The 13,738-nt window shown below is 62.9% G+C and carries 13 protein-coding genes; 7 read left to right on the top strand and 6 right to left on the bottom strand.

What is annotated here, in order from left to right; genetic code table 11:
• Positions 1 to 142: 142 nt before the first annotated feature.
• The 3 genes from ACTNBU_RS11135 to ACTNBU_RS11125 form a co-directional block, all read right to left on the bottom strand.
• Positions 143 to 514 carry a VOC family protein gene (locus ACTNBU_RS11135; RefSeq protein ID WP_441033971.1) on the bottom strand — a complete coding sequence of 124 codons (372 nt, stop codon included), beginning with the start codon at positions 512 to 514 and terminating at the stop codon, positions 143 to 145.
• A gap of 110 nt (positions 515 to 624) precedes the next feature.
• A complete protein-coding gene (locus ACTNBU_RS11130; RefSeq protein WP_441033969.1) occupies positions 625 to 831 on the bottom strand; it encodes a hypothetical protein in 207 nt (68 codons plus the stop codon).
• Positions 832 to 880: 49 nt separating this feature from the next.
• Complete coding sequence (locus tag ACTNBU_RS11125; protein ID WP_441033968.1) at positions 881 to 1,696, bottom strand: MerR family transcriptional regulator; 816 nt, start codon at positions 1,694 to 1,696, stop codon at positions 881 to 883.
• 397 nt (positions 1,697 to 2,093) lie between these two features.
• Between ACTNBU_RS11125 and ACTNBU_RS11120 the strand changes: the two genes are divergently transcribed.
• Both ACTNBU_RS11120 and ACTNBU_RS11115 read left to right on the top strand, forming a co-directional pair.
• Complete coding sequence (locus tag ACTNBU_RS11120) at positions 2,094 to 3,563, top strand: DUF1538 domain-containing protein (protein WP_441033973.1); 1,470 nt, start codon at positions 2,094 to 2,096, stop codon at positions 3,561 to 3,563.
• A gap of 14 nt (positions 3,564 to 3,577) precedes the next feature.
• Complete coding sequence (locus ACTNBU_RS11115; RefSeq protein WP_441033966.1) at positions 3,578 to 4,258, top strand: P-II family nitrogen regulator; 681 nt, start codon at positions 3,578 to 3,580, stop codon at positions 4,256 to 4,258.
• A 93-nt stretch (positions 4,259 to 4,351) separates the two neighbouring features.
• On the opposite strand, the gene ACTNBU_RS11110 is transcribed toward ACTNBU_RS11115, so the two are convergent.
• Both ACTNBU_RS11110 and ACTNBU_RS11105 read right to left on the bottom strand, forming a co-directional pair.
• The gene (locus ACTNBU_RS11110; RefSeq protein WP_441033964.1) at positions 4,352 to 4,801 is read right to left on the bottom strand and encodes a flavodoxin family protein; all 450 of its coding nucleotides are present in this window, start codon (positions 4,799 to 4,801) and stop codon (positions 4,352 to 4,354) included.
• A gap of 49 nt (positions 4,802 to 4,850) precedes the next feature.
• Positions 4,851 to 5,246, bottom strand: a complete 396-nt coding sequence (locus tag ACTNBU_RS11105) for a DUF5655 domain-containing protein (RefSeq protein ID WP_441033962.1) — start codon at positions 5,244 to 5,246, stop codon at positions 4,851 to 4,853.
• Positions 5,247 to 5,419: 173 nt separating this feature from the next.
• On the opposite strand from ACTNBU_RS11105, the gene ACTNBU_RS11100 reads away from it, so the two are divergent.
• A complete protein-coding gene (locus ACTNBU_RS11100; protein WP_441033960.1) occupies positions 5,420 to 5,722 on the top strand; it encodes a metal-sensing transcriptional repressor in 303 nt (100 codons plus the stop codon).
• A gap of 93 nt (positions 5,723 to 5,815) precedes the next feature.
• Positions 5,816 to 8,335 (top strand): heavy metal translocating P-type ATPase, encoded by a 2,520-nt coding sequence (locus ACTNBU_RS11095; RefSeq protein ID WP_441033959.1) that lies wholly within the window; start codon positions 5,816 to 5,818, stop codon positions 8,333 to 8,335.
• Between the two features lie 77 nt (positions 8,336 to 8,412).
• On the opposite strand, the gene ACTNBU_RS11090 is transcribed toward ACTNBU_RS11095, so the two are convergent.
• Positions 8,413 to 8,949, bottom strand: a complete 537-nt coding sequence (locus ACTNBU_RS11090; protein WP_441033957.1) for a phosphatase PAP2 family protein — start codon at positions 8,947 to 8,949, stop codon at positions 8,413 to 8,415.
• Between the two features lie 258 nt (positions 8,950 to 9,207).
• Here ACTNBU_RS11090 and ACTNBU_RS11085 point away from each other — a divergent pair, with 258 nt between their 5' ends.
• The 3 genes from ACTNBU_RS11085 (at position 9,208) to ACTNBU_RS11075 (ending at position 13,554) form a co-directional block, all read left to right on the top strand.
• Positions 9,208 to 9,900, top strand: coding sequence for an anaerobic ribonucleoside-triphosphate reductase activating protein (locus ACTNBU_RS11085; RefSeq protein WP_441033955.1), 693 nt, complete (start codon positions 9,208 to 9,210; stop codon positions 9,898 to 9,900).
• 218 nt (positions 9,901 to 10,118) lie between these two features.
• On the top strand, positions 10,119 to 12,521 hold the full coding sequence (locus tag ACTNBU_RS11080) for a ribonucleoside triphosphate reductase (RefSeq protein WP_441033953.1): 2,403 nt from the start codon (positions 10,119 to 10,121) through the stop codon (positions 12,519 to 12,521).
• A gap of 124 nt (positions 12,522 to 12,645) precedes the next feature.
• Positions 12,646 to 13,554: an NAD(P)/FAD-dependent oxidoreductase gene (locus tag ACTNBU_RS11075; RefSeq protein ID WP_441033951.1), complete on the top strand. Its 909-nt coding sequence runs from the start codon at positions 12,646 to 12,648 to the stop codon at positions 13,552 to 13,554.
• Positions 13,555 to 13,738: the final 184 nt, after the last annotated feature.

Raw genomic sequence — 13,738 nt, 5'->3', positions numbered from 1 at the left:
AAGGGGCCGGGAATCGCAAAGCCGCAACGGTGCCCGGGAGCCCCCTCGTGTTGGATCGAATGCCTGCAAAAAGCCTGTGTCAGCAGGCGTTTGCGCCGCGCAGCGGCAGCTGGCCGGCGGCTTTTGCCGTTCGTTTTGTCTTTTACTTCCGGGTGGGGATGACCTCCAGCCAGTAGCCATCGGGATCGGTGATGAAGTAAATGCCCATCTTGGGGTTCTCGAAGCAGATGCAGCCCATGTCCACGTGCTTCTTGTGGGCGGCCTCGTAGTCCTCCGTCTGGAAGGCCAGATGGAACTCGCACTCGCCCAGGTCGTACTTCTGGGGATGGTCCCGCAGCCAGGTCAGCTCCAGGCGGAAGTCCGTCTTGCCGTCGCCCAGGTAGGTGATGATGAAGCTGCCGTCCTCAGCCACCTTCCGCTCGCCCACCGGCTCCAGGCCCAGGGCCTCCTTGTAGAAGGCCAGGGACTTGTCCAGGTCCGTCACGTTGAAATTGAAATGGTTGAATGTAAACATGTTGGTTCACCTCGTCAGTCAGATTTCAGGATATCAGTATACCACACGGTTCCCGCCGCCGCAAGGGGCGGGAAAAGCGGCCGGGGGATTGATCCCTCCGGCCGCTCATTTTACTCCGTCCGCCCGATGTTTTCCACGTAGTTCTGCATCTCCCGCCGGGAGCGGACCTGACGGGCGCCCTCGATGACCGCCTTCTGCTCCGCCATAGGCAGGGCGGCGAATCGCTCCATGGCGGGTTCGTTCTGGGCCAGGGCCATGCCCATGCCCAGGGGCAGCTCCTTGGTCACGTCCTCGATCTCATCCTTGGGATGTTCCATATCCATCACCTCACCGCCAGTATGCCCGGCAGCGGGATGGACTATGCGCTCACTTCTTCCGCACCGGATAGCAGACCTCCGTGACGAACTCCTCCTGATTCTGCGTCTCATGGGGGCTGACGTGATAGATGTTGAACATGGGGCCGTCGTAGGTGTAGCCGTTGGCCTCCACCCAGGCCGCCACGGCCTCGTTCACCGCGCCGATCTTGTCGTAGGAGCCCTGATAGGTGCAGGAGGCAAAGGTCACCGCCGGCAGCGTCCGGAAGCGGACGTGCTCCGTGTCGGGATACTGCCCCTTCACCGTCTTCTGGGCCTCCACGTCCACGTCGGACTCCTTGTAACCCTCGTCGTGGAACACCACGCTGCAATAGCAGGGGTCCGTGGGCTGGAGGCGCAGATGCTCCGTCTCCCCGCACAGGACACCCCACACGTCGCCCTCCCGGTCATAGCTGGGGATGGTCATGCGGACGCAGGCGGCGTACCGCTCCGGCAGGGTCTTCAATACCACGTTGTAACGCATATTCGATTCCTTTCTCAGCCGTTCCATGGCTGTCTCCAGGAGCCGCAGCCGTCTGGCGGTGTCTTCCGCCAGTCCGACCAGCTCCAGCTGCCGCAGCCGGAGATACCGGGCCAGGACCTCCGGGTCGTCGTCCTGCTTCAGGATGTCCGCGATGGCCGCCAGGCCGAAGCCCATCTCCCGCAGGGCGGCGATGCGTCCCGCCGTGGGCAGCTGGCTCTCGCTGTAGTAGCGGTAGCCGGTGAAGGGGTCCGTGCTGGCAGGCACCAGCAGACCGATCTCATCGTAGTGCCGCAGCATCCGGATACTCACCCGGGACAGCTTGGAAAAATCTCCGATCTTCAGCATGTGTCATTCCTCCGCAGGCCTGTATTTTTGAGCTCAGGTACAGGATAGTCCCTCCCTCTGTGTCAGAGTCAAGAGGGGTTCGCAAAAATCTCTGAAAAATTTTCTGCCCCGCCGGATCGCAGACAAGATATCAAAATTTCAGTTTTTGCCGTGTCCCTGTCGTTTTTTCAGATTTTCGCCGTTTTTTTGAAATTTTTTAGTTGTTTTTGGATTATTTACAAATTTAAGGAAATCTTAACGGAATCATAGCGGATTCTTCCTGTATAATATAATCAACATATCTTGCGGCGTCATGGTCTCCTGACCGCCCAAAATACAGACGGAAAGGCGGATGCTCTTGTATCGGACAAAATTACAGGAAAAACGCGGCGAAGCCCTGAAGGCGGTGCTGCCCATCATGGGCATCGTGCTGCTGCTGAGCTTCACCATTGCCCCCATCCCGCCCAGTATCCTGATGGTCTTTCTCATCGGCGGCGCGCTGCTGATCCTGGGCATGACCCTCTTCTCCCTGGGCGCCGAACTGGCCATGACCCCCATGGGCGAGCGGGTGGGCTCCTGCATGACCCGGTCCCGGAAGCTGTGGGTCATGCTGTCCCTGGGCTTCCTGTTGGGCTTCCTCATCACCATCTCGGAGCCGGACCTGCAGGTGCTGGCGGAACAGGTCCCCTCCGTGCCCAACAGGACCCTTGTCCTGACGGTGGCCTGCGGCGTGGGACTGTTTCTGTGCGTGGCCCTGCTGCGGATGCTGTTCTCCGTTCCCCTGCCCGCCATGCTGGTGGGATTCTACATATTCGTCTTCGCCCTGGCCTTCTTCGTACCCCGGGACTTTCTGGCGGTGGCCTTCGACGCCGGCGGCGTCACCACCGGCCCCATGACCGTCCCCTTCATCATGGCGCTGGGCGTGGGCATCTCCGCCATCCGCAGCGACAAGCACGCCGCGGACGACAGCTTCGGTCTGGTGGCCCTGTGCTCCATCGGCCCCATTCTGGCGGTGCTGCTGCTGGGCCTGCTCTACCATCCCGAGGGCAGCTACAGGCCCTCCGTCCTGCCGGAGATCAGCGACTCCCTGGCCCTGTGGCGGGAATTCTCCCGCGGCTTCCCCACTTACATCCGGGAGATGGCCGTGTCTCTGCTGCCCATCATCGTGTTCTTCGCCGTCTTCCAGGTGACGGCCCTCCATCTGGGCCGCCGGACCCTCATCAAGATCGGCGTGGGCCTGGCCTACACCTACGCGGGACTGGTGCTGTTCCTCACCGGCGTCAACGTGGGCTTCATGCCCGCCGGCAACTATCTGGGGCAGGTGCTGGCCTCCCTGTCCTGCCGCTGGGTCATCGTCCCCATCGGCATGGTCATCGGCTACTTCATCGTCATGGCGGAACCGGCGGTGTACGTCCTCATGCGGCAGGTGGAGGAGCTGACCGACGGCGCCATCTCCGGCGAGGCCATGAAGCGCAGCCTCTGCATCGGCGTGGCCGTCTCCGTGGGACTGGCCATGGTCCGGGTGCTGACGGGACTGTCCATCTTTTACCTGCTGATCCCCGGCTACGCCCTGGCGCTGGGCCTGTCCTTCTTCGTGCCGAAAATCTTCACCGCCATCGCCTTCGACTCCGGCGGCGTGGCCTCCGGCCCCATGACCACCACCTTTCTGCTGCCCTTCGCCATGGGCACCTGCGCCGCCGTGGGCGGGAATATCATCACCGACGCCTTCGGCGTGGTGGCCATGGTGGCCATGACGCCCCTCATCACCATTCAGATCCTGGGCCTGGTCTACCGGCTCCGCACGAAACAGGCTGCTGCGTCCCTGTCCGGCGTCTCCGGCGGCGACGCCTTTGCCCTGCTAGGGGACTATGACATCATCGAACTGTAAGGAGGCGGGACACTGTGAGTGAATTGTATCTGATGGTCACCGTCACCGACCGGAAACGGCTGGCCCGCTTCATCACCTTTTATAAGGAGCAGCGGGTGGCGGTGAATTTCGTCACCCTGGGCACCGGCACCGCCAGCAACGAGACGATGGACTGTCTGGGGCTGGAGTCCTCCGACAAGTCCGTCACCTTCAGCGTGGTGACGGGACAGGTGTGGGAGCGGCTGCGGAAGGGGCTCGAGTCCCGGCTGCGCATCGACGTGCCTGGCACCGGCATCGCCTTCATCGTGCCGCTGAGCAGCATCGGCGGCAGGCGGGAACTGCTGTTCCTGACGGAAAATCAGGACTATGAGAAAGGGGAGGAATCCACTTTGAAGGACACGACCCATGAGCTGCTGGTGGTCATCGCCAACCACGGCTACAGCGACCAGATCATGGACGCCGCCCGGGAGGCCGGCGCCGCCGGCGGCACCGTTATCCATGCCAAGGGCACCGGCATGGAGCGGGCGGAACGGTTTTTGGGTGTCTCGCTGGCGCCGGAGAAGGAGATGATCTTCATCGTCGCCAAAAAAGCCCTGAAAAACGGTATCATGCAGTCCATCATGCAGAACGCGGGCATGGAAAGCAAGGCCAAATCCATCGTCTTCTCCCTGCCCGTCACCGCCACCGCCGGTCTCCGGCTGATGGAGGAAGACTGAACAAATCAAACAGGACCACCGCAGCGGACGCCTTTCCGCCGCCGGTGGTCCTGCTTTTATGTAAATCAGCTTCAGGCCGGTGCCGCGTCCGCGTCACCGCTCCCGGCAGATGGACTGGTAGAAGTCCCTCGCCTTTTGCAGATCGTCTGCATCGGGATGGCCCTTGGCGATGCCGCCCACCAGCTTGAAGGGGCCGAAGGTGTCAAAGCCCCGGCAGCCGTACTCCCCCAGAATATGCGCCTTTTTTGCGGCGGCGGCTTCGGCGATGGCTTTGGTGTAGCCCTTGCCCATGGAGCCGCAGGTGTAGACGAAGAACACGTCCTTCCCCTCCGGCAGGTACTGTCCGGCGAAGTCCAGCACTGACTTCTGGAATTTGGAGTAGTAGATGCCGGAGGCGAAGCCGATGCAGTCGTATTCCTCCAGATGGACGGCCATCCGGGCCGTCACGTCGATGAGGTCGATGTCGTTCCCCCGGGCCATGGCCTCCAGAACTTTCAGCGTGTTCCCGTGGTGCCGGGAATAATAACAGATGGCGGTTTTCATTGGTTTCCTCTCCTTTTCGATCCTGTTCTCATGGGGCCGCGTCCCGCTGTCAGCGCTTGTTCTCCGAAAACGCCCAGGCCTCTTTCAGCCAGTCCAGCAGCTCGCCGTCGATCTGCTCCTCTCCGGACACCAGCACATGATGGGTCCAGCGGTTGTGGTACGGCTCCACGGCCACGGCGATCCGGGGCGACTCCAGACGGTGGGACAGCCCGATGGTCACGACGATGCAGTGCTCCGGCCAGCCCTTCCGCCTGCGCACCGGCAGCGACACGGCGGCAAAGAGATGTCTGCCGTAAAAGCTGATCTGGGTCTTCTGCACCCTGACGGACGCCTCGGGGAACGCCGTCTCCAGAGAACGGAACAGCGTCTGGTACAGCGCCAGCTCCAGCGGCCTGCCGTCAAAGAAAAACAGTACGTCTGATTCATAGCGTTCCGGCAGCTTCATGGCGGTCCCTCCCATTTGTATTTTATGTATTGGTATCATACCACACATCCTCCTGTTTGGGAATGCCCCGCCGTCCCGCGGCGCACTCTTTTTCCTCCGCGCTCTTGACAAATACCCCCGGAGGGTATATGATAGTGATACCCTACCGGGGTATTTTTACAGGAGGTGTCCACATGGAACAGGAAGCCTGCCGCTGCCAGCGGAAAAAGGAGCGTTCCCCCGACGAATACACCAGCCTCATCCACCGGCTGAACCGCATCGAGGGGCAGATCCGGGGTATCCGGGGCATGGTGGAGAACAACGCCTACTGCGTGGATATTCTGGTCCAGTCCGCGGCGGTGACGGCGGCGGTGAACGCCTTCAATCGGGAGCTGCTGGCCCAGCACATCCGCACCTGCGTGGCCCAGGACATCCGGGACGGCAAGGACGAGAGCATCGACGAACTGGTGAAGACCCTCCAGAAGCTGATGAAATAGAGGCCCTCGTCTCCGGAGCCGTCATAATCCGGAACGGACACGCCAAACTATCCGAGGCGGGCGAGCCCGCACCGTTTTCAAAGGAGGACTTTCATGCAGCAATACAACGTCACCGGCATGAGCTGCGCGGCGTGCAGCGCCAGAGTGGAAAAGGCCGTCTCCAAGGTGCCGGGAGTCACGGCCTGCTCTGTGAGCCTGCTGACCAACTCCATGGGCGTGGAGGGCACCGCCGCTGCCGCCGACATCGTGGCGGCGGTGGAGGGCGCGGGCTACGGCGCCTCCCTCAAGGGCGCCGCCGGGGCAAAGGCCGTCCCGGCCAATGAGACGGAGGACCAGCTCCGGGACCGGGAGACGCCGTTTCTGAAACAGCGGCTGGCGTGGTCTCTGGGGTTCCTCATCGTGCTGATGTACTTCTCCATGGGCCATATGATGTGGGGCTGGCCCCTGCCCGCCTTCTATGACGACAACCACGTGGCCATGGGGTTGACCCAGCTGCTGCTGACGGTGATCATCATGGTCATCAATCAAAAGTTCTTTATCAGCGGCTTCAGGAGCCTGTGGCACCGGGCCCCCAACATGGACACGCTGGTGGCCCTGGGGTCCTCGGCGGCTTTCGTCTACAGTACCTACGCCCTGTTCGCCATGACCCGCGCCCAGGTGGACATGGATATGGACGCCGTCATGACCTATATGATGGAGTTCTACTTTGAGTCCGCCGCCATGATCCTGACCCTCATCACCGTGGGCAAGATGCTGGAGGCCCGGTCCAAAGGCAAAACCACCGACGCCCTGAAAAGCCTGATGAAGCTGGCCCCCAAGACCGCCGTGGTTCTCCGGGACGGCGGGGAGACGGAGGTGCCCATCGAGCAGGTGCAGAAGGGCGATGTCTTTGTGGTGCGCCCCGGGGAGCATATTCCGGTGGACGGCGTGGTGCTGGAGGGCGAGAGCGCCGTCAACGAGTCCACCCTCACCGGCGAGAGCGTCCCGGCGGACAAGGGGCCGGGGGACGCCGTCTCCGCCGCCACGGTGAACCAGTCCGGTTTCCTGAAGTGTCAGGCCACCCGGGTGGGTGAGGATACCACCCTGTCCCAGATCATCCAGATGGTCAGCGACGCGGCAGCCACCAAGGCCCCCATCGCCAAGGTGGCGGACAGGGTCTCCAGCGTGTTCGTCCCGGCGGTCATCACCATCGCGGTCATCACCACCGTCGTGTGGCTGCTGCTGGGCCGGAGCGTGGGCTTCGCCCTGGCCCGGGGCATCTCCGTGCTGGTGATCTCCTGTCCCTGCGCCCTGGGACTGGCCACGCCCGTGGCCATCATGGTGGGCAGCGGCATGGGGGCCAAAAACGGCATCCTGTTCAAGACCGCCGCCTCTCTGGAGGCCGCCGGAAAGACAGAGATCGTGGCGCTGGACAAGACCGGCACCATCACCTCCGGCGAGCCGAAGGCGACGGACATCCTGCCCGCCGATGGCGTCAGCCAGGAGGAGCTGCTCCGTCTGGCTTACGCTCTGGAGCGCAGAAGCGAGCATCCCCTGGCCCGGGCCATTTTGCAGGCTGCGGAGGAGCGGCGGCTAGCGCCGGAGGAGGTCTCGGACTTCCAGGCCCTGCCGGGCAACGGCCTCACCGCCCGCCGTGAGGGCGCCGTCCTCAGCGGCGGCAATCTCAGCTTCATCAGCGCCCGGGCAGAGGTTCCGGAGACTGTCCGCGCCCAGGCGGAATCGCTGGCGGAGCAGGGCAAGACGCCCCTGTTCTTCAGCCAGGACCGGAAGCTCCTGGGCGTCATCGCCGTGGCGGACGTCATCAAGCCCGACAGTCCCCGGGCCGTGGCGGAGCTGCGGAACATGGGCATCCGCGTGGTGATGCTCACCGGCGACAACGAGCGCACCGCCCGGGCCATCGGCGCCCAGGCCGGCGTGGACGAGGTTATCGCCGGCGTCCTGCCGGACGGCAAGGAACGGGTCATCCGGGAGTTGAAGCGCCGGGGCCGGGTGGCCATGGTGGGCGACGGCATCAACGACGCCCCGGCCCTGACCCGGGCAGACATGGGCATCGCCATCGGCGCGGGCACCGACGTGGCCATCGACGCGGCGGACGTGGTGCTGATGAAGAGCCGCCTCAGCGACGTCCCCGCCGCCATCCGGCTGAGCCGTGCCACGCTGCGGAACATCCACCAGAACCTGTTCTGGGCGTTCTTCTACAACACCATCGGCATTCCGCTGGCCGCCGGCGTGTTCATCCCCCTGGGGCTGACGCTGAACCCCATGTTCGGCGCGGCGGCCATGAGCCTCAGCAGCTTCTGCGTGGTGTCCAACGCCCTGCGGCTGAATCTGTTTGATCTGCGGGATCCCCGCAGAGATCATAAAATCCAATCCAGACACAACAAAGAGGAGGAAACAACCACTATGGAAAAGACCATGAAGATCGAAGGCATGATGTGCGTCCACTGCGAGGCCCGGGTGAAGAAGGCCCTGGAGGCCCTGCCGGAGGTGGAACAGGCCGCCGTCAGCCATGAGGCGGGCACCGCCGTGGTGACGCTGAAGTCCGCCGTCTCCGACGACACCCTGAAAAAGGCCGTGGAGGATCAGGACTACACCGTCACCGGCATCCAGTAAAGTTTCCCCGCAAGCTGAGACGTCCGCAGGCAAAAGCCTGCGGACGTCTGTTGTTTGGATGCGGGAAACCCGCCGCGTCACGGCTGTTCCTCTCCGGAACGCCGCTTCGACGCCGCCTTTACCAGCGCGGCGCCGGACCACCCCAGGACCGCGCCCAGGATCGCGCCGGCCAGCACGTCGCTGGGCCAGTGGACATACAGGTACAGCCGGGAGAAGGCGATGGCGCAGGCCAATACCAGCGCCGCCGCGCCCATCCGGTGATATCCGGCCGCCCACAGCGCCGCGGCCGCCGCAAAGGAGGACGCCGTGTGCCCTGAGGGGAAGGAGGCGTCCAACGGCGGCGGTACCAGCAGCGCCACCGCCGTGTTGACGGCAAAGGGCCGCAGGCGGCCCACCAGCGGCTTCAGGAGCAGATTGCAGAAAATCAGATCCAGCACCAGGGCGCAGGCCACGGAGGCCCCTGCCTTCCGGTGCTTTTTTGTCAGCAGCAGGATGAGCGCCAGCAGGATCCACACCTCGCCGTGGTCGCAGATGCGGCTCACCGCCGGCATCACCGCGTCCAGCACGCCGCAGCGCAGATGGATCTGGAGCCAGTCCAGGATGGAAAGTTCCACGGTTTGCAGCGGAAACACCTCCTTCAAAACAGGCGGGCGCATAGGCCCGGGATCAGCAGTCTCTATATCTTATCACACTCTATCAAAAAGAAAAACCGCGGACTGAATTTTGTCTGAAATTTTTCTCTCCGCCGCCAGGCCAGTGGTGCCAGGGGCTTGCGGTGTTTTTGGAAAATACTGTTGCAAAAGGCACTTGTACTTGTGGACAGTCTGGTCTATGATAACAACATCTTGAGTGCCGGAACGGAGGTGGGCACAATGAAGATCTGCGGATTACAGAAGCTGGCCATGGTGGATTACCCCGGAAAACTGGCCGCCACGGTGTTCACCGGCGGGTGCAATCTCCGGTGTCCGTTCTGCCACAACGCACTCCTTGTGACCCGGGTGGAGGAGAACGAGGTGCTGTCCCAGGATGCTGTGCTGGCCTTTCTCAAAAGCCGCCGGGGCCTGCTGGACGGCGTGGTGCTCTCCGGCGGCGAGCCGCTGATGCAGCCGGGCGTCCCGGACTTTCTCCGGGCGGTGAAGGATCTGGGCTTTGACGTGAAGCTGGACACCAACGGCACCTTTCCGGACCGTCTCGCCGCCCTGCTGGACGCCGGTCTGGTGGACTATGCAGCCATGGATATCAAAAATTCCCCGGAGAAATATCCCCTGACTGTGGGCGTCCCCGGCTTCGACATGGCTCCCATCCGGGAGAGCGCGGCCCTGCTGATGGAGGGGCCCGTCCCCTTCGAGTTCCGCACCACTGTGGTCCGGGAATTTCACACCGCCGCGGACATGGAGGCCATCGGCCAATGGCTGGAGGGCGCGCCCCGGTACTTCCTCCAGCAGTTCGTGGACTCCGGCGATCTGGTGGGCAGCGGCCTGACGGCCTGGCCGCCGGAGACGCTGCGGTCCCTGGCCGACGCAGCCCGTCCCTTCTTCGGAGAGGTGGCCATCCGGGGTATCTAACAACATCTTGATGCAATTGGTAATGTCTACGAAATTGTATCACAAGATATAGTGGTTTTTCAGCTTGACTTCCACCAGTGGTATGTTACAATAGAAATTGCTGGGCGGTTTACCGCCCTTTCATCAGGTGTTTTGAGACCCCACACCCCCTCTGCCGGAGGGAAATGATAGAGCAAATGATCGAGCAGCAGTTTGACCGAGAGAGGATAGGAGAAAGTATGTATCAAGTCGTTAAACGAGACGGGAAGGTCACGGATTTCAACATTTCCAAGATCAGCGTAGCCATCACCAAGGCCTTTGAGGCCACCGGCATGGCCTACAACACTGACATCATCGACCTGCTGGCCCTGAAGGTCACCGCCGACTATCAGGAGAAGATCCACGATGGCCGGATCAGCGTGGAGGACATCCAGGACAGCGTGGAGAACGTCCTCAGCAAGGCGGGCTACGCCGATGTGGCCAAGGCCTACATCCTCTACCGCAAGCAGCGGGAGAAGATCCGCAACCTCAGCTCCACCGTGCTGGACTACAAGGAGCTGGTGAACAACTACCTCCACGTCAACGACTGGCGCGTGAAGGAGAACTCCACCGTCACTTACTCCGTGGGCGGCCTGATCCTCTCCAACTCCGGCGCCATCACCGCCAACTACTGGCTCAGCGAGGTCTATGACCCTGAGATCGCCAACGCCCACCGCAGCGGCGACATCCACATCCACGACCTCAGCATGCTCACCGGCTACTGCGCCGGCTGGAGCCTGAAGCAGCTCATCCAGCAGGGCCTGGGCATTCCCGGCAAGATCAACTCCTCCCCCGCCAGCCACCTCAGCACCCTGTGCAACCAGATGGTGAACTTCCTGGGCATCATGCAGAACGAGTGGGCGGGCGCCCAGGCCTTCTCCTCCTTCGACACCTATCTGGCTCCCTTCGTGAAAGTGGATCACCTGACCCAGAAAGAGGTCAAGCAGTGCATCCAGTCCTTCGTGTTCGGCGTCAACACCCCCTCCCGCTGGGGCACACAGGCGCCCTTCTCCAACATCACTCTGGACTGGACCGTCCCCAATGACCTGAAGGACCTGCCGGCCATCGTGGGCGGCAAGGAGATGGACTTCACCTACGGCGACTGCAAGCAGGAAATGGACATGGTGAACAAGGCGTTCATCGAGATCATGACCGAGGGCGACGCCGACGGCCGGGGCTTCCAGTATCCCATCCCCACCTACTCCATCACCCGGGACTTCGACTGGAGTGAGACGGAGAACAACCGCCTCCTGTTCGGCATGACCGCCAAGTACGGCACCCCCTACTTCTCCAACTATATCAACTCCGACATGGAGCCCTCCGACGTCCGGTCCATGTGCTGCCGCCTGCGTCTGGACCTGCGGGAGCTGCGGAAAAAGTCCGGCGGCTTCTTCGGCTCCGGCGAGTCCACCGGCTCCGTGGGCGTGGTGACCATCAACCTGCCCCGCATCGCCTACCTCTCCAAGACCCCCGAGGAGTTCTACACCCGGCTGGACAAGATCATGGACATCGCCGCCCGGTCCCTGAAGGTGAAGCGCACCGTCATCACCCGGCTGATGGATGCCGGTCTGTACCCCTACACCAAGTACTATCTGGGCACCTTCGCCAACCACTTCTCCACCATCGGTCTGGTGGGCATGAATGAGGCGGGCCTCAACGCCTGCTGGCTGAAGAAGGACCTGACCCACACCGAGACCCAGGACTTCGCCAAGGACGTTCTGAACCACATGCGGGAGCGTCTGAAGGACTATCAGGAGGAGTACGGCGACCTCTATAACCTGGAGGCCACTCCCGCCGAGTCCACCGCCTTCCGTCTGGCCAAGCACGATGTAGCCAAGTACCCCGACATCATCACCGCCGCCAAGCACGAGGGCGACACCCCCTACTACACCAACTCCTCCCACCTGCCCGTGGGCTACACCGAGGACATTTTCGAGGCCCTGGCGGTCCAGGACGATCTCCAGACCCTCTACACCTCCGGCACCGTGTTCCACGCCTTCCTGGGCGAGAAGCTGCCGGACTGGAAGTCCGCCGCCGCCTTGGTGCGGAAGATCGCCGAGAACTTCAAGCTGCCCTACTACACCCTCTCTCCCACCTATTCCATCTGCCAGGAGCACGGCTATATCGCCGGCGAGCATTTCTCCTGCCCCAAGTGCGGCAAGACCACCGAGGTCTGGAGCCGCATCACCGGATACTACCGTCCCGTCCAGAACTGGAACGACGGCAAGGTCCAGGAGTTCAAGGACCGTCAGGAGTACGAGCTGGGCACCTCCCGTCTGGAGGGCCGCCGCCTGAAGGACCGGGAGCCGGACTTCTGCGTGGGCAAGGCCATGGACGCCCCCGCCGCCCAGGCCGTGGAGTCCAGTGCCAACGAGGAGCTGTTCCTGTTCACCACCGCCACCTGCCCCAACTGCAAGATCGCCAAGAATGAGCTGGAGAAGGCCGGCCTGCACTACACCGTCATGAATGTCAGCGACCACCGGGATCTGGTGGATCAGTACGGCATCCAGCAGGCGCCCACCCTCATCATCCGCCGCGGCCAGCAGGTGGAGAAGCTGGTGAACGCCTCCAACATCAAGCGGTTCGCTTCCAACGCCCGCTAAAATCAAACACGCAAAAGGAGGGACATCCGTCCCTCCTTTTCAGGCTGTACGGCTTTTCCGGCAGTCCGCTCCCGGCGGAGGTCTCCGCTCCCGCCGGGAATCCACAGAACAGGAGGAACGATCCATGGCTGAACATTTCGATATCATCGTCATCGGCGGAGGTCCGGCGGGCCTCACCGCCGCCATCTACGCCCGCCGGGCGGGAAAATCCGTCCTGGTCCTGGAAAAGGAGGGCTTCGGCGGACAGATCGCCGCGTCCCCGAAGGTGGAGAACTATCCCGGCTTTGCCGCCATCTCCGGCGCGGAGCTGGCGGAGAAGCTGTACGATCAGGCCAGCGATCTGGGCGCCCGCATCGAGCTGGAGGAGGTGCTGTCCGTCCAGGGCGGGCCGGTAAAGACCGTCACCACCGACTACGGCGCCTATACCTGCACCGCCCTGATCCTGGCCACCGGCATGAAGCACCGGAAGCTGGGTCTGGAGGGGGAGGACACCCTCTCCGGCGTCTCCTTCTGCGCCGTGTGCGACGGCGCCTTTAACCAGGGAAAGGACGTGGCCGTCTGCGGCGGCGGCAGCACCGCCCTCCAGGACGCCCTGTTCCTCTCGGAGCTGTGCCGCCATGTCACCGTCATCCACCGGCGGGAGGAATTCCGGGGCGACGCTCTTCTGTTGGAGCAGCTGAAGCGGCGGGAGAATGTGTCCTTCCGGCTGTCCACGGTGGTCACGGGACTGGAGAGCAGCGGCGGCGCCCTCACCGGCCTGCGGCTGCGGAACACCGTCTCCGGGGAGGAGTCTCTGCTGGCGGCGGACGCCCTGTTTGAGGCGGTGGGCCAGCAGCCGGAGCAGGCGCTGTCCGCCTCTGTCGCGGAGGTGGACGAGGCGGGCTTCATCCCCGCCGGAGAGGACTGCGTCACCTCCGTGCCCGGCGTCTTCGCCGCCGGGGACTGCCGGGCCAAGGCCGTCCGCCAGCTCACCACCGCCTGCGCCGACGGCGCCGTGGCGGCCATCGCCGCCTGCCGGTACTGCGGCGGATAAAGTCGTGGTCCTTGCCGTCATCAGGCGGCATAGCCCATAAAACGCGCAAAAGACGGCTCTGCCAAGCAGAGCCGTCTCAGGCTGTCGAGAAACCCGGTTGCGCAATTAGGCGGCAACCGGGTTTTCAGCACATATTCGGGAAAATAGAATCGAAAATAGGAAATGGGCAGAGTCATTCCATTTC

The organism is Dysosmobacter sp. HCP28S3_G4 (assembly GCF_052065175.1).
Classification (GTDB): domain Bacteria; phylum Bacillota; class Clostridia; order Oscillospirales; family Oscillospiraceae; genus Oscillibacter.
Note: the sequence above shows the minus strand (reverse complement) of the source record. Positions and strands in the feature narration are given on the sequence as shown.